The sequence below is a fragment of the Mesorhizobium sp. WSM4819 genome, from assembly GCF_055811215.1.
Genome location: NZ_JBVVQO010000014.1, coordinates 51,403 through 72,519, shown reverse-complemented (window position 1 = coordinate 72,519; position 21,117 = coordinate 51,403). Strand labels below are relative to the sequence as shown.

General features: G+C 61.1%; 25 protein-coding genes and 2 pseudogenes. 11 read left to right on the top strand and 16 right to left on the bottom strand.

Features of this window, described 5'->3' with window-relative positions; translation table 11 throughout:
• Positions 1–9: 9 nt before the first annotated feature.
• The 8 genes from AC0L18_RS15165 to AC0L18_RS15130 form a co-directional block, all read right to left on the bottom strand.
• Positions 10–726, bottom strand: a complete 717-nt coding sequence (locus AC0L18_RS15165; protein ID WP_027152473.1) for a FecR domain-containing protein — start codon at positions 724–726, stop codon at positions 10–12.
• Positions 727–821: 95 nt separating this feature from the next.
• A complete protein-coding gene (locus tag AC0L18_RS15160; RefSeq protein WP_473493077.1) occupies positions 822–2,096 on the bottom strand; it encodes a tetratricopeptide repeat protein in 1,275 nt (424 codons plus the stop codon).
• A 311-nt stretch (positions 2,097–2,407) separates the two neighbouring features.
• Complete coding sequence (locus AC0L18_RS15155; protein ID WP_287226338.1) at positions 2,408–2,575, bottom strand: hypothetical protein; 168 nt, start codon at positions 2,573–2,575, stop codon at positions 2,408–2,410.
• A 15-nt stretch (positions 2,576–2,590) separates the two neighbouring features.
• A complete protein-coding gene (locus AC0L18_RS15150; RefSeq protein ID WP_473493075.1) occupies positions 2,591–3,778 on the bottom strand; it encodes a magnesium transporter in 1,188 nt (395 codons plus the stop codon).
• 346 nt (positions 3,779–4,124) lie between these two features.
• Entirely contained in the window at positions 4,125–4,937 is an 813-nt protein-coding gene (locus AC0L18_RS15145) for an SDR family NAD(P)-dependent oxidoreductase (RefSeq protein ID WP_473493074.1), read from the bottom strand.
• Complete coding sequence (locus tag AC0L18_RS15140; RefSeq protein WP_091597531.1) at positions 4,934–5,935, bottom strand: sugar phosphate isomerase/epimerase family protein; 1,002 nt, start codon at positions 5,933–5,935, stop codon at positions 4,934–4,936. Before AC0L18_RS15140 ends, AC0L18_RS15145 begins: the two co-directional genes overlap by 4 nt.
• Before the next feature lie 40 nt (positions 5,936–5,975).
• On the bottom strand, positions 5,976–6,743 hold the full coding sequence (locus AC0L18_RS15135) for an SDR family NAD(P)-dependent oxidoreductase (RefSeq protein ID WP_473493072.1): 768 nt from the start codon (positions 6,741–6,743) through the stop codon (positions 5,976–5,978).
• Positions 6,744–6,753: 10 nt separating this feature from the next.
• Positions 6,754–7,035: a TOBE domain-containing protein gene (locus AC0L18_RS15130; RefSeq protein WP_473493070.1), complete on the bottom strand. Its 282-nt coding sequence runs from the start codon at positions 7,033–7,035 to the stop codon at positions 6,754–6,756.
• Between AC0L18_RS15130 and AC0L18_RS15125 the strand changes: the two genes are divergently transcribed.
• The 7 genes from AC0L18_RS15125 to AC0L18_RS15095 all read left to right on the top strand — a co-directional run bounded on the left by AC0L18_RS15125 (position 6,994) and on the right by AC0L18_RS15095 (position 12,882).
• Positions 6,994–7,509, top strand: coding sequence for a carbohydrate ABC transporter permease (locus AC0L18_RS15125; protein WP_473493068.1), 516 nt, complete (start codon positions 6,994–6,996; stop codon positions 7,507–7,509). The genes AC0L18_RS15130 and AC0L18_RS15125 overlap by 42 nt on opposite strands.
• Positions 7,506–8,318 (top strand): carbohydrate ABC transporter permease, encoded by an 813-nt coding sequence (locus AC0L18_RS15120; protein WP_473493066.1) that lies wholly within the window; start codon positions 7,506–7,508, stop codon positions 8,316–8,318. The genes AC0L18_RS15125 and AC0L18_RS15120 overlap by 4 nt, the downstream gene beginning before the upstream one ends.
• Positions 8,319–8,328: 10 nt before the next feature.
• Positions 8,329–9,414, top strand: coding sequence for an ABC transporter ATP-binding protein (locus tag AC0L18_RS15115; protein WP_473493065.1), 1,086 nt, complete (start codon positions 8,329–8,331; stop codon positions 9,412–9,414).
• An 8-nt stretch (positions 9,415–9,422) separates the two neighbouring features.
• Entirely contained in the window at positions 9,423–9,677 is a 255-nt protein-coding gene (locus tag AC0L18_RS15110; RefSeq protein ID WP_473493063.1) for a hypothetical protein, read from the top strand.
• Positions 9,678–10,331: 654 nt separating this feature from the next.
• Positions 10,332–11,090 (top strand): integrase arm-type DNA-binding domain-containing protein, encoded by a 759-nt coding sequence (locus tag AC0L18_RS15105; RefSeq protein ID WP_473493061.1) that lies wholly within the window; start codon positions 10,332–10,334, stop codon positions 11,088–11,090.
• Positions 11,041–11,304 (top strand): hypothetical protein, encoded by a 264-nt coding sequence (locus AC0L18_RS15100; protein WP_473493060.1) that lies wholly within the window; start codon positions 11,041–11,043, stop codon positions 11,302–11,304. The genes AC0L18_RS15105 and AC0L18_RS15100 overlap by 50 nt, the downstream gene beginning before the upstream one ends.
• 309 nt (positions 11,305–11,613) lie before the next feature.
• Positions 11,614–12,882: a hypothetical protein gene (locus AC0L18_RS15095; RefSeq protein WP_473493058.1), complete on the top strand. Its 1,269-nt coding sequence runs from the start codon at positions 11,614–11,616 to the stop codon at positions 12,880–12,882.
• A gap of 128 nt (positions 12,883–13,010) precedes the next feature.
• Here the strand turns inward: AC0L18_RS15095 and AC0L18_RS15090 are convergent.
• A pseudogene (locus AC0L18_RS15090) lies at positions 13,011–13,201 on the bottom strand (ArdC-like ssDNA-binding domain-containing protein); the annotation flags it as partial.
• Between the two features lie 240 nt (positions 13,202–13,441).
• Entirely contained in the window at positions 13,442–13,627 is a 186-nt protein-coding gene (locus AC0L18_RS15085) for a hypothetical protein (protein WP_473493057.1), read from the bottom strand.
• 283 nt (positions 13,628–13,910) lie between these two features.
• Between AC0L18_RS15085 and AC0L18_RS15080 the strand changes: the two genes are divergently transcribed.
• Together AC0L18_RS15080 and AC0L18_RS15075 are read left to right on the top strand one after the other, a co-directional pair.
• A complete protein-coding gene (locus AC0L18_RS15080; RefSeq protein ID WP_473493056.1) occupies positions 13,911–14,213 on the top strand; it encodes a type II toxin-antitoxin system Phd/YefM family antitoxin in 303 nt (100 codons plus the stop codon).
• Positions 14,210–14,671: a PIN domain-containing protein gene (locus AC0L18_RS15075; protein ID WP_473493054.1), complete on the top strand. Its 462-nt coding sequence runs from the start codon at positions 14,210–14,212 to the stop codon at positions 14,669–14,671. The genes AC0L18_RS15080 and AC0L18_RS15075 overlap by 4 nt, the downstream gene beginning before the upstream one ends.
• Positions 14,672–14,766: 95 nt before the next feature.
• On the opposite strand, the gene AC0L18_RS15070 is transcribed toward AC0L18_RS15075, so the two are convergent.
• The 3 genes and pseudogenes from AC0L18_RS15070 to AC0L18_RS15060 form a co-directional block, all read right to left on the bottom strand.
• Positions 14,767–15,018, bottom strand: a complete 252-nt coding sequence (locus AC0L18_RS15070) for an NAD(P)-binding domain-containing protein (protein WP_473493052.1) — start codon at positions 15,016–15,018, stop codon at positions 14,767–14,769.
• A gap of 79 nt (positions 15,019–15,097) precedes the next feature.
• Positions 15,098–15,274 (bottom strand): annotated as a pseudogene (locus AC0L18_RS15065) (flagellar biosynthesis protein FlgA); the annotation flags it as partial.
• A gap of 303 nt (positions 15,275–15,577) precedes the next feature.
• The gene (locus AC0L18_RS15060) at positions 15,578–15,949 is read right to left on the bottom strand and encodes a hypothetical protein (protein WP_473493050.1); all 372 of its coding nucleotides are present in this window, start codon (positions 15,947–15,949) and stop codon (positions 15,578–15,580) included.
• A 41-nt stretch (positions 15,950–15,990) separates the two neighbouring features.
• On the opposite strand from AC0L18_RS15060, the gene AC0L18_RS15055 reads away from it, so the two are divergent.
• Positions 15,991–17,283, top strand: a complete 1,293-nt coding sequence (locus tag AC0L18_RS15055; protein ID WP_473493048.1) for a glucoamylase family protein — start codon at positions 15,991–15,993, stop codon at positions 17,281–17,283.
• A gap of 784 nt (positions 17,284–18,067) precedes the next feature.
• Here the strand turns inward: AC0L18_RS15055 and AC0L18_RS15050 are convergent.
• From AC0L18_RS15050 to AC0L18_RS15040, 3 genes are all read right to left on the bottom strand, one after another.
• Positions 18,068–18,388: a cupredoxin domain-containing protein gene (locus AC0L18_RS15050; protein WP_473493047.1), complete on the bottom strand. Its 321-nt coding sequence runs from the start codon at positions 18,386–18,388 to the stop codon at positions 18,068–18,070.
• Between the two features lie 10 nt (positions 18,389–18,398).
• Positions 18,399–18,926 (bottom strand): DUF4142 domain-containing protein, encoded by a 528-nt coding sequence (locus AC0L18_RS15045; protein WP_473493045.1) that lies wholly within the window; start codon positions 18,924–18,926, stop codon positions 18,399–18,401.
• A gap of 92 nt (positions 18,927–19,018) precedes the next feature.
• Positions 19,019–19,714 (bottom strand): RNA polymerase sigma factor, encoded by a 696-nt coding sequence (locus AC0L18_RS15040; RefSeq protein ID WP_473493044.1) that lies wholly within the window; start codon positions 19,712–19,714, stop codon positions 19,019–19,021.
• A 687-nt stretch (positions 19,715–20,401) separates the two neighbouring features.
• Here AC0L18_RS15040 and AC0L18_RS15035 point away from each other — a divergent pair.
• Positions 20,402–21,055, top strand: a complete 654-nt coding sequence (locus tag AC0L18_RS15035) for a 5-formyltetrahydrofolate cyclo-ligase (protein ID WP_473493042.1) — start codon at positions 20,402–20,404, stop codon at positions 21,053–21,055.
• The last annotated feature ends 62 nt before the right edge of the window (positions 21,056–21,117 follow it).

The following is a 21,117-nucleotide window of genomic DNA, read 5'->3' as shown; positions in this document are numbered from 1 at the left end:
CGGCCAGCCTTACCGGCAGTCGGGAAAGCAGTCATCGTCCTCATCATCCACCCCACTGCCTACAGGGGGCGTTGGGCTGTCAGGGAACTCCATGGCCACGCCGGGCAATGCGCCGTCGGTGGACTTGCAGGCTTTGAGCGAATTGCCGAGTGCTGACGCACAAATCGCGCTTACGTTCAGCCCCGGACCCGGTTCGCCTGGCAGGCCGGTGCCGGCTATTCGATCGATGCTGTCCAAAATCGGGAACGCGTCGATACCGCCGTAGCCGGTCAGCAGTTTGTCATTGTCCGACGTGCAGGCGTGGCCCGGGTTTGTGATCACGAGCTTGCGACCATTCATCATGCAGGTCATGCGGCCGGCGCGCAGTATGCCGACGGTCTGACCAGCAATCACAAGCACCTCAATGATGCCACCTCTGGCTCCGAGCACCATGTGTGGCGTCGCAACTTGCATGTCGCCGCCTTTCGAAACCTGGCCGCCGTAAAAACGGGCCAGGCCGCTGTTCATCCTGATGTCGATCTTTCCTGATCGGGACCCCGGATTGTAGACGAATTCATCGATCGTCAGGCTGGTGTTCGGACCAATCTTGGCGCTCGACTCGTCCCGGAACACGAGCATTCCGAGACCGGTGATATTGCTGCGCAGCTGGTCGCCGAGTTCGACGCCAGCGCCGACGTTCATCGCCTCGCCGTGATTGCGGATGATGTTGGTCTGGTAGGCCGTCATGGACCCAACCGTTTCAGCGCCAGATGGTGCCGCAAAGGCAAGGCAGGCGATACAAGTGGCTATCTGACGATACAGGGTCCTCATCGCGGCCTCTTTCAGTTGAGTGTCAACGTGTAGCTCACGAGCAATTCGAATGAATCTCGGTCGCCGCTGGCGATCTCGAAGTCGGTTTCGCGATAGGCGAGATCGACACTGACCTTCTGCCATTCAGTGAGCTGAAAATCGCTTTCCGAGGCAATGCGCCAGAAGTCGCTCTGGATGTTCGTGCCGATGCCGACGGACAAGTCGGGAGTGTCGCTGTGGCCGGCCGAGACGGCGACCTGGTGAGACCATGCGAAAAGGTCCGGTACTTCCATCACCACGCCGCCGTAGCGGACCTCTCCCATGTAGCTACGGCCGATTTCGCCAGCTCCGGAGGCGAAGTCAGTCGAGCCGACTAGGCGCAGTCCGAGCGCCTGGCCATTGCGGAAGCGGTAGCTGCCGCCTGCCTCATAGAAGACCCTGCTATCGGCGAAGATGCCTTTCGAGCTGCTTAGATCGATGTAGCCGGCACCTGCAAAAAGCGTCGTCTCGACGGTGGGGCGCACGAGGAAGCGCCCACTTAGACCGACGCCGGTCTCGTGAACGTCGCTGTCGAAGCGATCTGTGACGGCGAACGCGGAAAGTAGCAGCCGTAGCGAATCGATCCCGCTGTTGGGCAGTCCCTTGTCCAAGGTAATGGCGGCGTTCCCGTGGATAAAAGTCTCCTCGGCACTGGGAACCGACAGGTCTTTGGTGAAAAAGCGCTCTGTCGCTGCCAGCGAGCCCGAGAGGACAAGTGCATCAGCACTTGGCGTCCCGAGATCCCATCGGATAAAGCCTTCCGCCCGCCCATAGGGCGAGACCAAGGTGCGGTCGTCTTCGGCCCCGCCCGGCTCAAAATCGGTGGATGCGCTGAACATGCCGCCAGTCAGAGCGATTTCCCAGGTGACGCCACGTAACGCGCGCTCGATGCGGGCGAGCAGGCGAACGGCTTCCTGCTGCTCATCCGCGGACAGGTCCCCGACCTCGAGGCCGTACTGCGCCTGCCGCCGGGCCAATTCATAGGAGCCGACATGATAATACAACCGGCTGGCCGAGAGCCGGGCACGCGCATCGCGAGGATGTTTGATGAGATACTGCTCGATCGACGAGATCGCCTGATCGTACTGCCCTGCGTTGACGGCAACTGTGACGAATTGAGCTAGCGCTCCGTTGTCGGTCGGATTGGCAATGCGGGCCGAAAACGCATCGTCATAGGCCGGATAGAGATCTTGTGCGCCGGCCGGCAATATGCCGGTACAAAGCAGCGCCGCGGCGAAGCCGAGGGTCATTGAAAACGAGGAATGCATGCCGAGAACCCACCCCAACCCGACTAGTGCAGCGGATGTAGCACGCCTGCACGAAAAAAAGCGACAGAACTATCAGGAAACCTCCGAGTCTTCAGCAGCTGTTGCAGCTGCGCAACAAACTATCGCGTTCATTCGCATTTCGCCTTCGCTGGTTGGTCAAACATCTTCTCGGCGTTGCTTGGCTTCCAGCAAGTATTCTCTACAAACGGCAACTAAGCCAAATCATAATCAGCGGTGGATTGCGCAGCCGACAAGATCAATTTTGTTTGCGCGATTCTCCGCGTATCTGGTCGCCGCACGACGCATCAGGGTCACATGGAGCTCATCCGAAGGTCTTCCGTCGCGTTGCGCAAGCGCTCAGAGAGCTGGCGGGCGATGCTTCTCAGAACGGCCTGCGCGATGTGCGGCTTAGCCTTTGTTATCTTGTTGAACGCCGACGAGGTCACTTCATAGGCAACAACGTCCTCGTCCGCGATCACGTCCGTCGAGCGTGCCTACAGCACGAGCATGGTGGCCAGTCCCAGCATCAGGCCCATGCCTACAATATCGGTCACCGTCGTGAGGAAGATCGCGGAAGCCACGGCCGGATCGGCACCGACCCGCCGCAGGCCCAACGGGATCAGCACGCCGGAGATCCCGGACATGAGGCACGATCCGGACATGGCGAGCAGGATCACAAGCGCCAACATGGGCGCCTGGGATGCCGACTCCGGCTGCCGTGAAGCGTAGAACCACATGGCCGCAGCCGCCACCAGACCGACGAGCAAGCCGTTGGCGATCCCGAGCGCTCCCTCCCTCAGCACCGAGTGCAGCTTCGGTCGTTTGTCCACATCCCCTAAGGCGAGGCCACGCAGCGTAATAGCCAGCGCCTGACAGCCGGTGTTTCCGCTCTGTCCGGCCAACACCGGGAGGAACGCCGCCAACGCGACGATCTTCTCGATCGTGCCTGTGAACGAGCCGACCACGAAAGCGGCTATGAAGGCCGTCAGCAGGTTGAGCTGCAGCCACGGATGACGTTTCAAGAAGGCTGAAAACAGCGGAGTGAAAGAACGCTCCTCCTTCTGGACACCCACCATCTGGCCAGGCTGGGCAGAAATCTCGATGATTTGCTGCTCGAACAGCCGCCAGCCGCGAACCTGCCCGAGCAGCCGGTTCTCCGCGTCCACCACGGGATAGACCGGGTAGTGACGGCGTACCGCCGCCTTGCAGGCTTCGCTCAAAGGCATATCGACGTGAAGGACGAACGGACTTGCCAGCATAATCTGATCCACCGTCGCGTCGGCCTCGCCCAGCATCAGATCGCGCAAGACCACTAGGCCAACCAGTCTATCGCCCTCGTCCGTGATGTAGAGGTAAGTCAACTCGCTCGGCACCTGCGCGCGCCTGACGGCTTCGACAGCGGCGGCTACCGTGGTCCCGACAGCAACGCTGGCGGGGATCGGGTCCATCAGCTCGACGATGGCCTCGGGGATCGCGAGATCCTTGCCGTCGGTATGATATTTGATGGGCCTCCTTTGCGATGGCAAATACTCCGCCACCTTATGGGCGTGCCTATCCGGTAACAACTTTAGTGCGTCGCGGATTAACTCGGGAGACTCTCGGGCTAGCAATTCAGCCGCGTCGTCAGGTGCTCGAGCACGCAGCGTGCGCACCAACTTCTGAATGTCGTTCTCTTCCCTCATCTGTTCCCCCAACTTCTAATGTTGCGCCTCTGAGCTTATAGACCGGACCGTGTCGCTCTGCCCAGGCGCACGGTGGCCCAAGCGCCTCGATCCGGAATCTTCGCCTTCTCAGGGCGCCGAGTAGACCGACCCAGACAAATCTGAGCCATTGCGTGGGTGCATACAGGCGGGCTGTAACGTCAGCGTGTCGCCAAGAGAATTGACGTGTTGCCGAACTTCACCGTCGATTCCTGGCTCTGCGAGCACGTCGCAACCCATCAACGAAGTAAGGTCGGCAATGGGCAGTCGTGGCCCTGCTCATTTGGGTGCGCTCAGCCCAACAATTCGCCATGTGAACGGTCGCGATTCAACCTGGGAAGATAGTGAAACCGCCATCGACGCGAATGACCTGCCCGTTGATGAAGCGCGCACGCGGACCGGCGAGGAAGGCCACCGCCTCAGCGATCTCTTCAGGCTCGGCATAGCGGTTCAGCGATTTCTTGCTCGAATCCATGCGCTCCGGATCGACGACGCGGCTCGCCTGGAACCGTGCCGTCTTGGTGGCGCCGGGGCTCACCGCATTGATGCGCACGCCATCGTCGATCAGTTCCTTGGCGAGGCAACGCGTATAATGCACGACGGCCGCCTTGAGCGTGGAGTAGACCACCTCCGGCGAGCATCCGATATGCGCTGCCGCTGAGGCAATGTTGATCACCGAGCCTGAGCCGCGTTTGACCATGGGCGGAATGAACGCCTGGCAGACCAGCATCGTGCCGATGAGATTGTTCTCGGTCAGCACCTTGATGTCTTCATAGTCGATGTCGAGCGCGTTGTTGGGACTGGGCTTTACCCCCTTGGCGCCGATGTCGCCGCCGGCGCAGTTGACCAGAACGTGCACATCGCCGAGCTCCGCTTCAATCTTCCTCTTCATTTCGGCAACGGCTTGCCTGTCACCGATGTTGCCCGTAACCGCGGTTACCCGTGTCCCATGCTTTTCCAGACCCCTGGCGGATTCGCCGAGGTCTGCGAATTCGCCATATTGCGACGGCCGGGTCCAGTCGAGATCGTGGATGGCGACGTTTGCGCCGAGTTCGGCCAGGCGGGCGGCCATGACGCGGCCGAGGCCGCGTCCCGAGCCGGTCACGAAGGCAGTCAGGCCGCTGAGTTCTCGGGCAGTCATGCTGATTTCTCCATTGCAATGAAATCGAACTTCTTCATGTTGGCGGCGCTGCGCCGGATCATGTCGAGCTCGTACGAAACCAGCGCGCCGTCATCGTCGCGCTCCCACGGCGTCCGGTAGTCGGCGTCGTCAGCAAGGCGGTTTACGCGCGCAGCACTCAGGCAGGCGGCGAACTCGCGCGCAGTCTTCGGCGCATACCCGTTCCACCAATCGTCGCTGAGACAGCGAACGTGGCGGGCTTCCAGCGCGCCCGGCTCGAGCACGGCGGTCAGCGTGTCGTGATGCTCGGCGAGGATGGCTGCCAGTCCGGCGAAGGGCACGGCGCCGTCGCCGATCGCGCAGCGGACCAGACGATAGCCCTCATCGGTGAACTGCACGCGATAGTCCTTGAGGTGGACATGGCGGACGTGCGGTGCGATGCGCCGCGTGAAGGCAAGCGGCGCCTCGCCGACAGGGAAGGTGTTGCCGGTGTCGTAGGTGATGCCGACGCCCGGCCCACCGAGTTCGCAGAACGCGACCAGTTCGTCGCTGCCGAAGTCCTGATGGTTTTCGATGCCGAGCACCCGGCCCTCAGCCGCCGCACGCGGCCCCCATTCCGTCAAGGCAGCGCGGATCGTCGCGTCGAACTCGCTCCATTTCGGGCCCCACAGGTTGCGGTCGCCGCACAGGACGGGGGTCAGTGCGATACGGATCGTTGTCGCCTCGAGCAGGCGCGCCGCCCGAAACGCGCTGTCCAACGGACCGGCCACCAGAAGTCCGCCACTGACCACCGGGACGATGTCGAGCGCGGCCAGACGCCTGCGCAGGTCGACGATTTCGGGGTCTGGCAAGTCGGTCAACCACGGTTCGTAGATCTCGAGCGTGCGTGCGCCCAGTTCCTGCGCAAGCGCTATGAAGCCTCCCAGCCCCGTCCCGTCCGGATTATGCCGCGGCGTGCCGCGTCCCTGTAGGCCGAGAGTGTAGGTCAGTCCGTATGGGTTGAGGCCGAGACGAAACATCAGCTTGGCAGTTCCGTTGAACGATTTGGAAGCGATCGCATCAGCGCAGACCGGCATCGACGGCGATGGACTGCTTCGTGATCATGCGGCTGTCATCGGCGGCAAGGAAGAGCACGGTCCGCGCGATCTCCTCGCCCAGCAGGACGCGGCGGATCAGTTGCCGCTGCACCGTCTGGTCGATTGCGTCCTGGGTCTTGAACCACAGTTGGCGCTGCCGCTCGGTGATGACGGCGCCGGGTTCGACTGCATTGACGCGGATGTTGTCGGATCCAAACGACCGCGCCAATGCGCGCGTCAGCGCCACAACGGCACCCTTGGCGGTGGCATAGGCCACCATCTGGTCCGCGCCGAAACGCCAGGCGATGGAAGAGAAGTTTATGATCGAGCCGAAGCCGAGTTCCTTCATATGCGGATGCACCGCCTGCGCAGCGAAGAAGTGATGCCGGAGATTGACGTCGAAGCTGCGGTCCCAATATTCGGCTGTCACCGCGTCAACGGGTTGGCGCTGATCATCGGCAGCGTTGTTCACCAGAACGGCGACCGGACCGAGCTTAGCGCGCACGTCTTCTACCGAAGCCTGGAGCGCATCAACGTCGGTCACATCACAATGGAGGTACAGGGGGGCTTGTTTGGCGACGCCACCGAGCTCGCGCACCAGCGCCTCCGCGGGTCCATCCTGCACATCGAGAAAGCATACGCGGGCGCCATTCGCCACGAAAGCGCGAACCATATCGGCGCCGATCCCGGAGGCGCCGCCGGAGATCAGCACGACGCGATCGGTCAAGCTCGGGTAAGTCGCGAATTGCATGGACATCAGATCACAGAAGCGCCCTGGTTGCTGGATCGAACAGACAGGCGCGCGACATGTCGATGCCGAGCGTTATCGTCTCGTCCATGACGGGAGCGTCATCCGGCTCGAATCGGCCGGTGATCTCCAGGTCGCCTAGCCTGAGGACGGCAAGCGTCTCGGCGCCGGTCGGCTCGACCAGTTCGACCGGCGCCTGCATGGACTCGACAGCAGGTTTGCGCGACTTCAGGTCCGCCGTGAAACGGTAGATGTGTTCGGGCCGAACACCGAGCACCACATCCTGGCGAACCACGTGCTGTCTTTGCTGGGGATCGGAGCCGTGGACTGGCTCGGGAGTACGCAGGTGGCACTCTTCTCCGTCCTCATCGCCGATATCTGGCAATGGACGCCATTCGTCATCCTCCTGTCGATGGCTGCCCTCGATTCGGCGCCGACCGACCCGCTGGACGCCGCCCGTGTCGACGGCGCGCGCGAATGGCAGGTCAACTGGTACGTGCTGCTGCCAATGCTGCGCCGTGCCATCGCGATCGTGGCGCTCATCCGCACCATCGACAGTATCAAGGCGTTTGACCTCTTCTACATCATGACCAGAGGCGGACCGGCGCTGTCGACCGAAACGCTGAATTTCTACGGCTACATCGTCGCCTTCACGAATTTCGATATCTCATATTCCATCGCCATCGCCGTGATCCTGACAATCTTCACGAATGTGGCGCTGTTGGCGATGTATGGCGTGCTCTTTCCCCGAAAGGGAGAACGGCCATGATCCGGCGAACCTTTTTCTATCTCGGCCTGCTGGTCATGCTGCTGACAGTGCTGTTCCCGCTCTACTGGGTCGTCGTCACGTCCTCCAAAACGACCAGGGACGCCTTCGCTATCCCGCCGGTCTGGCTCTTCGAGCCGACGCTCGACAATTTCAAGAGAGTGCTGGCAAACCCGACCTTCCTGCGTGCCTTCGCCAACAGCTTCTTCGTCTCCATGACGTCCAGCATTATCGCCGTCTCGATAGGCGCCCTGGCAGCTTACGGCATGACGCAACAGGAGGCCGCCAAAAGGCGCAGCCAGGAGAAGTTCATCCTGAGCTTGCGCATTGCCCCTGCCCTGATTTTCGTCATTCCCGTCTATTACCTCGCGGTGCGCATCGGGGCGCTCAACCAGCATTGGCTGCTGATTACCGTCTACGCGTTCATCAACATCCCGTTCGCCATTTCACTGCTCATCACCTTCTTCGACGACATACCGCGCGAGCTGCGGGATGCGGCTCGGGTCGACGGCGCCCGGGAGTTCGCGATCTTTTCCCGAATCTACCTGCCGGCCGCACGCGGAGGCATAGCCGCGACGCTCATCCTTTGCGTCCTGTTCACCTGGAACGAGTTCTTCGTCGCCCTGGTGCTGTCCGGACGCGACACGCAGACACTCCCCGTCAGCATCACATCCTTCCTGACTTTCCAGGGCATCCAGTGGGGTGCGCTAACGGCCGCCGCGACGCTCATCATGCTTCCGATGGTCATTCTCGGCATCATCGTTCAGGGACAAATCGTGCGGGGCATGACCCTCGGCAGCGTCAAGGGTTAAGGAGAAACACATGGCGCAGCTGTCTGTTCGCAATGTTGCGAAGTCCTACGGAGCGGTCAACGTCCTCAATGATGTCTCGGTCGAGGTCGAAGAAGGCGCGTTCGTTGTTCTCCTCGGCCCCTCGGGGTGCGGCAAGTCCACGCTGCTGCACGCGATTGCCGGCCTCCACGAAATCGACTCCGGCGAGATCCGGATCGGCGACAGGGATGTGAGCGCCTTGCCCGCCCGGGACCGTGACGTGGCGATGGTGTTTCAATCCTACGCGCTTTACCCGACGATGTCGGTCCGGGAGAACATCGGGTTCCCTCTGAAGATGAGAGGCCTCGACAAGGCTGCCATTGCGGAAAACGTCAACAAGGTGGCAGCGGTCCTGAAGATCGAGCCGCTTCTGGAGCGGCGTCCGCGGGAACTCTCAGGTGGGCAGCGACAGCGCGTCGCTATCGGGCGGGCGCTTGTGCGGAACCCGAAGCTGTTCCTTTTCGACGAGCCGCTTTCCAACCTGGACGCAGCGCTACGCGGTGACCTCCGGGCGGAAATCAAGCGTCTTCACCAACGCATCAAGTGTACGATGGTCTACGTCACCCACGACCAGATCGAGGCCATGACGCTGGCGACCAAGATCGTGATCATGAACCGGGGCGACGTCCAGCAGGTCGGCACGCCCTACGAAATCTACTACAATCCTGTGAACCTCTTCGTCGCCCGCTTCATCGGCTCGCCACCGATTACCTTGCTGCAAGGACGCGCTCAGCTCGGTTCGGCTGGACTGAGCTTCACTGTCACGGGCTCAGGATCTAGAGCCGAATTCGCTCTCCCCGAGCATTCTTGGAAGCCAAGCGAAGCGGGTGAGACGGTCATGGGATTGCGGCCGGAGAATATCCGGATCGCGCAAGCCTCCGAGCCTGTGGCGACTGCGATCGTGGATCTGGTCGAGCCGACGGGGCCTGAAGACATTGTCACGCTGAACATCATGAGCCAGCCGGCGGTAATCCGGACTCCGGCAGGAGTGGCGTCTCAGGGCACCCAGGTGGGGATCGATCTCGATCTCGACCGGGCAATGCTCTTCGATCCCAAGTCTGGCGCAAGGTTGGCTTGAAATCCGAAATGGCCAGGTCTGGCGACACGGTCGGCAACGTCTACATCGATGGGCGGTGGTCGTCAGCCAGGGTGGCATGGCGCGATGGTGTGGTGTCGACGATCGAACCACTCTGGAAACCTGGCGAGGGTCTGTTCCTGATGCCTGGCTTCATCGACCTTCACTGCCATGGCGTTGGCGGAGCCGACGCCATGGAAGGGGGAGAAGCGGCCCATCAAACCCTTGCGCCGGAAGCCGACGCCGATGACGAGGTGGCGGCCTAGCTTCGTGCCAGAGGCATCCGCGTCCAATCGGCCATACCTCGGTCGATTTCGACACAGCGGCCGATTGGATTCGACACAGGGTCGACAGAGTCACGCATACATGGGCGGCTTCCATCATCGGCAATCCGGCTGCATCGGTGCAGCACTCGCCTTCGCATCCCATGCCGAATTGATCAGCGACTTACACCACACCGACAAGGACGCGCTGCTTGCAGCGCTGCGCGCAATCCCCCGCCGTAACCGACGCCACCGGGGCTTCGGGTATGCCGGACGGCGAATACCGGCTCGGCCAGCATGCCGTATTTCGCTGCGGCGACACGGTCGGGGTCGCAGCTGGCGGGCTTGCTGGCTCCTGCCTCACCATGGGTCAGGCGTTTCGCAACCCCATATTGGTTGGGCTTCCGCTCGAGGAGGCAGCGAAACTTACCTCCACGATCGCGCGCCCCGAAGGGTGCCGCTTAATCGCTTGATTTTCTTGAGAAAACTGAGGCGATTCGAACGCGACCCCAACCTTGGCAAGGGTCGATTTCCATCTACTCGTTCCTATCGACAAATGGGAAAATTGACCAAACGTGCCGTGGACACCCACACGCCCCGGATAAAGGCCAGGCGTTCCTGTGGGATGGCGAAATAAGAGGCTTTGGCGTCCGCGTTGTGCCTTCTGGCTTGAAGACGTTCGTCGTTCAGTACCGCAACGTTGAGGGCCGCACCCGACGTATGACTATCGGCCGCTACGGAGTGATGACGGTCGAGCAAGCCCGCAATCAGGCCAAAGTCAAGCTGGGTGCTGTAGCCGGTGGCGCGGACCCGGCCACGGCAAAAGCTAGTTCGAGCGACGCGATCACGGTCACGGAGGTGTGCGACTGGTATCTGGCAGAAGCTGAGGCAGGGCGCATTCTGGGGCGCCGTCATCGTCCCATCAAAACGTCCACGTTAGCGATGGATCGGAGCCGTATTGAAACTCACATCAAGCCGCTCCTCGGCCGCCGGCAAGTGCGCGCGCTCAAGCTCGGTGACATTGAGGCCATGCAGTCGGACATTGCGAGTGGAAGGACTGCGAAACCGCGCGGCGGTGGCCGGGGCGGCGCCACCACCGGCGGCGCCGGTGTCGCGGCACGAACCGTCTCGACCCTCCAGAGCCTCTTTGCGCATGCAGTGCGGCTCGACGTTATTACCTCCAACCCGGCAGTGGGCGTGCGCAAGCGTGCCGGAAAGAAGAAGCAACGCCGCCTGAGCGTCGCTGAGATCAAAAGGCTGGGCGAGGTGATGCGCGTCGCCGAAAGGAATGACGAGCACCCAGTCGCGCTGGCCGGAGTGCGACTAATGCTGCTGACGGGTTTTTCGAATATCGGAAGTTCAAGGAATGAAGCGCGACTGGTTGCACGCCGATCAGGGTTATGTCCATTTCCCTGATACCAAGAGCGATGGTCAGGTGCGCGCGATCGGACCGAGAGCCGCTGATCTCGCAGCCAGCCAGCAGGCGCGCAAGAACTGCCCTTACGTTTTTCTATCAGATGTCGCTATTGAAATTATTGGCGCGCCCGAAGAGATTCGAACTCCTGACCCCCAGATTCGTAGTTATTTTCGGCGCTTCTCTATCGTATCCGTGTTTTCGCTACGACCGTGAATTAATGTTGTTTCTTAGTTATTTGCGCGGTGCATCGGGATTTGGCGTAGACACACCACCTAATCCCATGCGAGTCTGGAACCGGCTGAATTTTCGGCCCTAGACCTCCAGACTTTTAGGAAATACGCCGTGGCCGACATCCGTATCCTCCTTAACGACAGAGCGATCAATGACCTTCAGCCACCCGCTTCCGGGCAGTACCGCGCCCGTGACACGAAGCTCAAAGGCTTCCATGTCGTTGTCGGACGGGGGTCGAAAGTCTTCGCTGTCCAAGGGGACCTACGAAAATAGCGTGTCTCTTCGATTTCGGTGCGCATCGGCGACACCGAGACCATGTCCACACGCGAGGCCCGCGCCACCGCCAAGACGTACCTCGCGCAAATCTCTAAAGGTGAACATCCCAGCCCGAAGCCCGAGCCAATCGCTCCAGCAGCAACCGATGCTCCTCCACCAGGCACCGAGGCCGAGGTGCCATCCGAACCGTTGCAGAACCCTATTCCAATGGGTGTTACGCTGCGGGTCGCGTGGAAGCGCTATCGCGACGCACACCTGATCCGGAAGGGGCGTAGCGAAGGCACCGTCGAAGGATATCGCGACCACGTCGAGCGTCTTTTCAAGAATTGGCTCGACACGCCACTGCAGGACCTGGCCGAGGATCCCGGGAAGGTGATCGCCCGGCATGACAAGATCACCAAGGAGCATGGCCCCTATATAGCCAATGGCAGCATGCGTACGCTACGTGCCATCTACAATCACGCACGCAAGGCCCACCGCTATCTTCCTCCAGATAACCCCGCAAGCGTCGTCGATTGGAACCCGGAAGAACGGCGCAAAACCGGGATGGGCCTCGACGATCTACCTCCTTGGTTCCGCCAAGTCGCGGCGCTTCCCAACCCAATCCGGCGCGAGTTCCATCTCTTCTCCCTGCTTTCCGGATGCCGGCCAACGGCACTCATGGAAGCGAAGCCCCAACACCTCGACCTCCGTCGCCGCGTCCTGCACATCCCGCGCCCAAAGGGCGGTGCCGACCGGGCCTTCGACATTCCGCTATCGCGCCAGATGATCCTTTGCCTGGTGCGCGTGATGCGCTTTGCCCGCTACTTCTATCCCCTGGACGCTCGCGAGTGGCTGTTCACCGCAGATAGCGACAGCGGGCACATGACCGAGCAGAAGGAAGATCGAGAGGTCCTCGCCAAGTGGGCAAACGATCTGCGCCAGACTTGCGCGCCCAGCAGCAGGCGATCACCAACACTCATGTTTGGCTGCCTTGGGCGACCAGATCACGGAGGACCCTCCAATTCGTCGATGGCTCGGTCCGCGAGCAACTCAACAGGCGATAGAGGACGCCAAGCGAGAAGTCGGGGATGTCTTGCGCAATGCCGCGTAAGCCAATCACTGGACACGGGTAGCTCGCAGACTGCCCCCTACTCGTACAGCCCCAGTTCCGGATCATTGCGGCGATTTTCTGCCTCCGGTGGACTGACCTCAGAATGCCGAGGGGTGCCGTCCGAACCCGTCCAGTCGAAGCGAACGCGCCACCCAGTGCTGCTCTTGCCACTATTGCTCTTGTATCGGTGACCTGCTTGCGCACGGAAATTGCAGCCGGCGTCACGCCCGGCTTCTCTCCGCGCCGCATAGGAAGATCGCCCTTCCTGTACGCGGGACCTTCACCCCGCACGGGCGAACGTCAATGCCGAAGACCGCCGTAGCAGCAGCAGGTTCATACCGCTATAGGACAGACCGTTATGACGTAACGGCCGCGTAACGCGGCCGATGGCATTGGCAGAATGCCATGGCTGCATCCAGGGCCGGACACCCTTCGCGAGCTCCGCGACGACGCGGTCGGTGATCCGCGCGTAGATGTCGATGCGCGGTCCTTTCCTTCTTTCCTGCTCATTTTATGAACCTCCGGTTCTGGAGGCCGCGCCGATCGCGGCCCCGTCACGGGGTCCGCCGCGGCGGAGCAGGAAGGCTGGCTGCGCACCCGAAGGGCCGCAGCGGGAGCGGAGGACGGCAACGCCGTTGCGCCGACCGCCTAGCTGCGCCAAGACCACGGGCAGGACGGGCGGCGAGCGGGCGCCAGAAAGGAAAAAGACGGCGCGGGGGTGCCGCCTGAGGGCAGACGGGGGAAGGTCGGTTAGTGAACCGACCAGCCGCCGCTATAGGGATCGTACCCGAAGAGGATCTCGACGTCGGCATCGTCGAGCTCGTCGGCCGGCAGGACGCCGAATTCGTCGTCGACCTGGAAGAGAACCACGGGGGCCATGAGGGTGCGGGCGAGGTGCCAGGCGGTTTTCTGGGCGAGAGTGAGATCGTGCGACATCTGAGGACTCCATCTTGGAGCGGGCCAATTCCCGCTCGACGGCTCCGTCAGTGTGCGGCGGCGGGCGCGATCACCGCGAAGCTTGAGCCAAGCGGCCGCAGCTTGCTAGCGACCCCTTGCGGGTTGATCGTGGAAGATCCGCCGCCGCACCAGGAAAGCCATCACGAGAGAGCGGGATTGGAGCGCTGGCGCAGGAGCCAGATGCCACGGTGTCTGGTCGCCGATGCTGGCGTCATCCCCGGGCGAGTGCTATATGTCTGACTAGCTGACTAGGTGTGAGACGATGGGCAAGCAGATACAAGTGACGAAGAAGGCGCGGACGGCAACCCGTCCGGCGACAGGACGGTGGAAGCTCGAGGACGCGAAGGCGCGATTCAGCGAGGTGGTGCGCCATGCCCGCGAAGAGGGGCCGCAGCGTGTGAGCGTTCGCGGCCATGACGCAGTCGTGGTGATGAGCGTCGAAGAGTTCGATCGTCTCGTGCCGGAGAAACCCCGTTTGCCCTTTTTGCAGTTCATGGAGAGCCTGCATCTCGACGGCCTCAACCTCGAACGCGAGATGGATCGCGGCCGGGATGTGGAACTGTGAGGGGATGGCTGCTCGACACCAATGTCGTGGCAGCTCTGATCAATCCGCAGGGTGCGCCGTCGGTGAAGCGTTGGGCCGAGCAGCAGGACGAGACGAGTTTCCATATCAGCGTTCTGACGCTGGCCGAATACGACAAGGGCATTCACAACCTGCCCGACGATCATCCGGATCGACCGCGCCACATGGCGGCGCGGGATGCGCTGGCGGAGCGGTTCGGTCATCGCGTGCTGTCGCTTGAGGACGAGGTCGTTCGGCGCTGGGGCCGGATTTCCGGGGCAGGCAAGCGCGCCAGTGGCCATGCGCCGCCGGTGATCGACACGCTGCTCGCGTCGACGGCGATCGAGCACGATCTCTATCTGGTGACGCGGAACGTCAAGGACACCAGGCCGTCAGGTGCGGTCGTGTTCGATCCATGGAATGACGATGTCGAGAAGTTTCCATTGAGCCCGCGCCGTTGACGGGCGAAATAGCGGCATAAATGGAGCCGGCCCCGGTAGGGCCTGAATCGTGAGGTAAAGACAGGCGGGGCCGGAGCCCCGCCGCAGTCAGCGGCTCATCGGAGCGCCGCCATCTGGAGTTCTGCCGCCTTGCGATCGACGCTCTGCCCGGGGTTCTCCACCGGCCGTTCGAAGGGCTTCCAGACCTCGCCGACGACCTGTTCATAGGCATTGACCGCGAAGACCGCGAGGAGGCCTTCGACCTGCGCCGTCTCGCCGCCCGCCATGATGGCAAGCGTGCCTTCCCGCGCGCCCTTCTCGCCGCCTGACACCGGGGCGTCGATATAGTTGAGGCCACCTACGGTCACGCCCGTTCCGACTGCCCCCTGGCCGTTTCGTCTTCATGGACGCCTGAAAACGCTTCACATGCGGCGTGGCAAGATGCATCTCAAAGGCGGTGCGCGCCTTTGCAACATTCAGGTCCGCTACGGCGACCATGTGATAGCCGGCAATGCGCTGCGCTTGGGCGAGCACCATCGAACCGAACTTGCCGGCGCCGATAAGGCCGACGCGAACTTGCTTGCCCTTGGCGGCGCGGGCAGCGAGGAGAGAGGAGAGGTTCATTGTCTCAGGTTCCCTGCATGAGGACGAGAAATTCTGTGGGCTGCGTCCAGATCTCCAGCGACTTCACGCCTAGACCGGTGACGAACCAAAGCTTCGCAACAGTCCGGAAGGCTGCTCCCGGACCGCTGAATGACTTTGGATGGAGGTTCCTCCCTCCGCCGACGCCTTTGTCGCCTTGCTCAATGCGCTGCGACAGAACGGACTTTATTCTGCCAGCATATTTAGCTCAATTTAGAAAGTTGCATACTTCGTTTAGGTGATCTTACAATACCGCATGGGCCATCGCTCTTCCGATAGTCCGAATTATGCCCAGATCGCCGGATTGTCGGGAAAATCAGAGAAAGGATGCGAACCTCTGTCGCTGAGCAGGTGTTTGGCGAGATTCTGAGTACCCTTGGCGGCACGGTCGCAGAAACGGCGCTTGTCATCGCCCCCTGTTTTGAGGTGGAACGCGTGCGAATGAGGACGCGAGGATTCCGGTCCTGAATGATCCCCCGCGGAAAGCGCGATTTGCGAAGCGCCGACGATCGGAGCCATCGTAGCGACCATTAGGGCGAAGGATTGCCGAAATTGCCGAAAATTGTCCGGTTCATCGCACGCTCGAAGCCGTTGCAAGACGGTCGCGAAGCCCAAGGGAAAATACGATACTCTCCCCTCACCAAGCGTGATCGCCAAGTCCCATATCGAGACTGAAATTCCGCGACCCAGGAGGCCGCATGAATCAGAGTGAGGAAACGTTGGATAGACTCCAGCGTGACACGTTCGAATATTTCCTGAAAGAGAGCAATCGCGCCAATGGGATGGTCCCCGACAACACGCGCACGGGGTCGCATGCGAGCATTACCGCGATAGGTTTTGCATTGACGGCCTACACCATCGGCGTCGAGCGCGGCTTTATCCCACGCGCCGAAGCTATCGAGCGCACACTCACGACACTTCGATTCTTTAGAGACAGTGAGCAGAGCGAGGACGCGGACGCGACGGGTTACAAAGGCTTCTATTACCACTTTCTATACATGGACACCGGCCGTCGCGCTTGGGAGTCGGAGTTGTCGACGATTGATTCGACATTTCTGCTCGCTGGCATGTTGGCCGCCGCTGCGTACTTTAATGGAGATGCGCCCGAAGAGCGCGAATTGCGTTCTCTGGCTGAAGAACTTTACGCGCGGGCCGATTGGCAGTGGGCGCTTGACGGTGGAGAAACTGTATCGATGGGTTGGAAGCCGGAGTGCGGGTTTCTGCCGTATCGGTGGGAGGGCTACAACGAAGCCCTGATCCTTTACGTGTTGGCACTGGCTTCGCCAGCCCATCCGATTCCAGCCGAAAGCTACAAGGCGCAAACGCGGACTTACTGCTGGAAGAATCTTTATGGCCTGGAGTTTCTCTATGCCGGCCCATTATTCATTCATCAGCTCTCACACATGTGGATCGACTTTCGCGGCATTCAGGACGAGTTCATGCGTGAGAAGGGCATTGATTATTTCGAGAACAGCCGACGTGCAACTTACGCGCAACAGCAATACGCGATCCGTAATCCATTGGACTACAAAGGGTACAACGAGCATTGCTGGGGCATTACCGCGAGTGATGGTCCTGGTCCAACCTGTGTGAAGATCGAGGGCGTTGAGCGTCACTTTTTCGACTACACGGCGCGCGGCATCCCATATGGTCCGGACGATGGCACCATCGCGCCCTGGGCCGCGATTGCATCGCTACCTTTCGCCCCTGAGATCGTCTTGCCAGCGCTGCGGCACTTTAATGAAGTATACCCCAAAGTGACCAGTGAGTACGGCTTCAAGTGCAGCTTTAATCCAACCTTTGAATCAGGACATCAAAGCGAGCCGGGTTGGATCTCAAAAGGTTATTACGGACTCGATCAAGGACCGATCGTGTTGATGATCGAGAACCACCACACGGGGTTCCTTTGGGAGTTGATGAAGAAATGCCCGCTCATTGTCGATGGTCTGCGCAAAGCAGGATTCGCTGGGGGTTGGCTGCAAATATCCTAACCGTTTGCGAAGGGATTGGGACAGACCGGCGTGACTGCGAGGCGTGCGATTTGACCATTTTGGCTCAGCGCCACTACGTCGTGCCATCGCGCACCTGCCTTAGTCAACGCTCCCAATCGTTGTCCAAACGAGCCCTGTGTATGGCGGTTTTGCCTCTCAACACGGTCCGCCTGCTGCTCCGCCTTCTTTCCCGCCGCGCAGTGCGGTGGGCCTGTTGCCAGGCTGCGGGGGGTTTTGCTCGTTCGCGCGGTCCTCCATCTTGGCCTGGAACTTTTTCGCGGAGCGAGCGGCTTTCGGCGCCGATAACCCTGCCTGACTCGATTGTCAGCTGTACCGCATGGAATTCGGAATCGCGACGCGCTAGACTAAGAAGAGCAGGTTGGAATGGGTTTCGGCTCGGAAACGAACTAGCAGATCCCAGCACAATCAGCGATGGCTGAATTGAGAGTTGATCGGAGGACCAAGCGTTGCGGCTCGCCCCACGCAGCTCTTCCGGTCACAGCAAGATAGTGAGGGGATAAGCACTCGTTTAGCTTGAGACATCAGGCGGTGCAGCCGAGTCTCATCTCTAAATTCGCGAGATTATTCCGTGACCAGATCGACGGCCTCCTCAACCCAATTTTCTGAATCTGGCTTCCGCGCCGAGCACCAACCCACGCGACGCCAGACTGCGCGGTCCGCTCCGCTTGGCGTCGTATCGTCCCTGTGCCGCCTCGCTGGTCCCGACGTGCTCGGTCCGCCCGCCTGCTCAGACCTCGGCCGCATGAGCCGGACAGCCACGCCGCTACTCTTCAACCGTTAGGCTGCCCTTCATGTTGGGATGGAAACGGCAGTAGAAGTCCACTGCCTCGGGGTTGTCGAGGCGCTGACTCACCATCTTCTTGGCGGGGATCATCACCTCCCATCCGCCCTTCACCGTCGCGGTATGGACGATCGCATCCTTGTTCACCCATTCGATCGTATCGCCGACTTTGGCGGTGATGGTCGCTGGCGCGAATACCAGCTTGTCGATGACCACCTGAATTGTCTCGGCCTGTCCCTGGGCAACGCCCAGGGGCAGAACCAACGCGATGGCAAGGCGCCATGCGGAGCGCGCGATGAACATGGGAGCCACCCTATTTCTTCAACCCGGCAGCCACATGCTCGGCATGTGCCTGATGACCTTGGAACAGCTTTAGTCCGGTCTCAAGCAAGTCCTTCAGCTCCGCGTTCTGAGCGGAGGGGATCAGCAACTTCTCAAGCGCCTCGTTCACCTGGGCGTGGTAGGCCACCTCATTGTCGACATAGGCCTTGTCAAAGGCGGCACCATCGAGGCCGGCGAGTTCGCCGCGCTTCTTGGCCGCGGCTTCGGTCAGGGCCTTGCTAGTAGCGTTGTCCTCGGGCGTGACGTTAAGCTTCTTGACCAGGTCCAGCGCCTGCACGTTCACGGCCTCATGGTCTCGGATCATGCCGTTGGCGAAATCGATGACGTCCTTTGTCTTCGACTTCTCGACGGCGAGTTTTGCCGCCTCGATGTCGATGACCCCTGCCGTGTAGGCGATGTGAGCAATTTGCGGGTCCGTGGGCTTGTCCTGCGCGTGGGCAATGGGCGCAGCCCCGATGAGGCAAAGCGCGGCCAACGTCGCGAGTGATCTTCCAAACATGTGAATCTCCTTTTCCGGCGACGAAAGACGCGGGGTGCCTCTTCAGTCGACGCCCATTGGACGTCACTGGCGCGAAAGGGTTCCCGGCAAAATCACGAGACGAAGCCGAGGCGCGTCATCACGGCCGAGGTCAGCCGATCGCAGCGCCGTCCGGCGAACGGGAAAGCATCCAACAGGATCGGCCCAATCTTTGCGTGGAGTTCCTTGCGCACTAGGGCCCGCGCCCGATGAAGGCGCGTCTTCACGGTCTGCGGACGCAGCCCGAGCAGTTCCGCCGTCTCCTCGACACTCATGCCTTCGATTACCCGGGCAACAAAGACACTACGGAAGCCCTGAGGGAGACGATCCGTCGCCTGCTCGACGAGCCGCAGGATCTGGCGTTGCGCCATCGTCCGCTCAGGATCCTCGACGTCTGGACTGCCAGGGAATCGGATGATCTCGGCTTCCGTCGTGCCACCTGGCACAAGACTGGCTTCGGGTGCGCGCCGTTTTTTGCGGAGCCTGCCCAGGGCCTCGTTGATTGTGATCCGAGACAGCCATGTCGAGAGGCTGGAGTCGCCCCTGAACGCCTCCAGATGCGAGAACGCCTGCACATAAGCCTCCTGAACCACGTCTTCGGCCTCGAAGTCGTCGCGGACAACGCCGCGTGCGATGCGGTAGAGCCGCTGGTTGTTCCTCTGCATGATGGTGCGGAACGCGTGGCGGTCCCTCGAGATGGCAAGGGACACGAGATGCATGTCGCTGCTTCGCGCATCGAATGTAGCTGTTTTCGCTTCGGCTCGCTGCATGGTGGTCTCCTGCGTGTCCATCCACATCGATGTTAGATGGCGCTTGCAAGAAAAGGTTCCTGCCCACATCCTGTCTGCCTAAACACATGGAGGCAACACCGACCGTGATCGAACACATACGAGACCGAGCCAGAGGGTGATCTTCATTGACAAAGTCTCGTGGGTTTCGTTTGCGGAAGCGGCCTGCCGCCGAACATGACGCGATTGTGGCCGCAACCCCCACTGTCGAATGGAATGAGCTCACCGAAGCCGAACAGACGGCTCTGAAACGGATGAATCGCGGACCTTATCCCGGGCTCACGGAGGAAATGGGCGCACGGTGGTGAGTCTCGGCCTTGCCGTCATAAGGCCCGATGGGATCGGCATCAGCCGGCGCGGCCGCGAACTGGTCATCAACACTCTGCTAGCGGCTCGGCTGGTCGGGGACAACCAGGACTGACATCGTTCCGGCCGTCAACGGACAGCTGCCCTGAGCCGCGCAGTGCGCTCCAGTTTGCCTCGGCCTCTAAGTTTCCACCAAGACACAAAGCCCGGAATAATGCGCCTCGGCGCGTGCCCGAATGCACGAGCTCGTCTGTTCAACATCGGCAGCCCGCTTAGTGCAAAATTTTTGCGCTTATTAAGCATTTAATTCCGTTTGCCTTCGAGTCTCGCGACGCGCAGGCTGCCAAAGAACGGATCTGAGCCATGCAAGACGACATCCCATCAGTTGACGCGGAATACGCATCTCCCCCGTGCTTCATGCATGAACTCTCGCCGGAATACCGCGTCCAGGACGTGCGCTCGGACGCATGGAGTGATGTCCTCAGATGGCGGAAAGCCGAGCGGAAACGGCTTTTCGCCGAGCGCCTTGCACTGGCGCCTGACGATCGGCGGGCCCGTTCCGGCCGTATCGCCAGCGTGCTCGACCTGACGATCGGCAAGTTCAGCGGGCGAATCGTCGGCACGTATTGGCCATTCCGCGGCGAACCCGATCTCCGCAACTGGGGAACCAGGATCATCGAGCGAGGCGGACACATCGCCCTGCCCGTCGTCATCAAGGAAGGCTGGCCGCTCGAATACCGGATATGGATGCCGGGTGATCCGCTTGAACGCGGCGTCTGGAACATTCTCGTTCCGGCGCAGGGCCCCTCCGTGCAACCCGACATCGTAATCGCGCCGGTCGTCGGTTTCGACGAGGCGCACTATCGCCTGGGCTACGGCGGCGGCTTCTTCGACCGGACGCTGGCCATCATGCAGCGCAAGCCGTTGATCATCGGAGTGGGCTACGCCCAAAGCAGGATACCGACCATTTACCCTCAGCCTCACGACATCGCGATGGATGTGATCGTCACGGACTGACGGGGACGCGGGCAAGGCCTGGCACAACACGACCGCGGCACCTGAGACGCCATCCCGTTCCA

Bases quoted from the DNA above. Each gene is read 5' to 3' on its own strand.
- AC0L18_RS15165 (WP_027152473.1), bottom strand. From the start codon at position 726: ATGACGGCCTACCAGACCAACATCATCCGCAATCACGGCGAGGCGATG.
- AC0L18_RS15160 (WP_473493077.1), bottom strand. From the start codon at position 2,096: ATGCATTCCTCGTTTTCAATGACCCTCGGCTTCGCCGCGGCGCTGCTT.
- AC0L18_RS15150 (WP_473493075.1), bottom strand. From the start codon at position 3,778: ATGAGGGAAGAGAACGACATTCAGAAGTTGGTGCGCACGCTGCGTGCT.
- AC0L18_RS15145 (WP_473493074.1), bottom strand. From the start codon at position 4,937: ATGACTGCCCGAGAACTCAGCGGCCTGACTGCCTTCGTGACCGGCTCG.
- AC0L18_RS15140 (WP_091597531.1), bottom strand. From the start codon at position 5,935: ATGTTTCGTCTCGGCCTCAACCCATACGGACTGACCTACACTCTCGGC.
- AC0L18_RS15135 (WP_473493072.1), bottom strand. From the start codon at position 6,743: ATGCAATTCGCGACTTACCCGAGCTTGACCGATCGCGTCGTGCTGATC.
- AC0L18_RS15120 (WP_473493066.1), top strand. From the start codon at position 7,506: ATGATCCGGCGAACCTTTTTCTATCTCGGCCTGCTGGTCATGCTGCTG.
- AC0L18_RS15115 (WP_473493065.1), top strand. From the start codon at position 8,329: ATGGCGCAGCTGTCTGTTCGCAATGTTGCGAAGTCCTACGGAGCGGTC.
- AC0L18_RS15110 (WP_473493063.1), top strand. From the start codon at position 9,423: ATGGCCAGGTCTGGCGACACGGTCGGCAACGTCTACATCGATGGGCGG.
- AC0L18_RS15100 (WP_473493060.1), top strand. From the start codon at position 11,041: ATGAAGCGCGACTGGTTGCACGCCGATCAGGGTTATGTCCATTTCCCT.
- AC0L18_RS15085 (WP_473493057.1), bottom strand. From the start codon at position 13,627: ATGTCGCACGATCTCACTCTCGCCCAGAAAACCGCCTGGCACCTCGCC.
- AC0L18_RS15080 (WP_473493056.1), top strand. From the start codon at position 13,911: ATGGGCAAGCAGATACAAGTGACGAAGAAGGCGCGGACGGCAACCCGT.
- AC0L18_RS15055 (WP_473493048.1), top strand. From the start codon at position 15,991: ATGAATCAGAGTGAGGAAACGTTGGATAGACTCCAGCGTGACACGTTC.
- AC0L18_RS15050 (WP_473493047.1), bottom strand. From the start codon at position 18,388: ATGTTCATCGCGCGCTCCGCATGGCGCCTTGCCATCGCGTTGGTTCTG.
- AC0L18_RS15045 (WP_473493045.1), bottom strand. From the start codon at position 18,926: ATGTTTGGAAGATCACTCGCGACGTTGGCCGCGCTTTGCCTCATCGGG.
- AC0L18_RS15040 (WP_473493044.1), bottom strand. From the start codon at position 19,714: ATGCAGCGAGCCGAAGCGAAAACAGCTACATTCGATGCGCGAAGCAGC.
- AC0L18_RS15035 (WP_473493042.1), top strand. From the start codon at position 20,402: ATGCAAGACGACATCCCATCAGTTGACGCGGAATACGCATCTCCCCCG.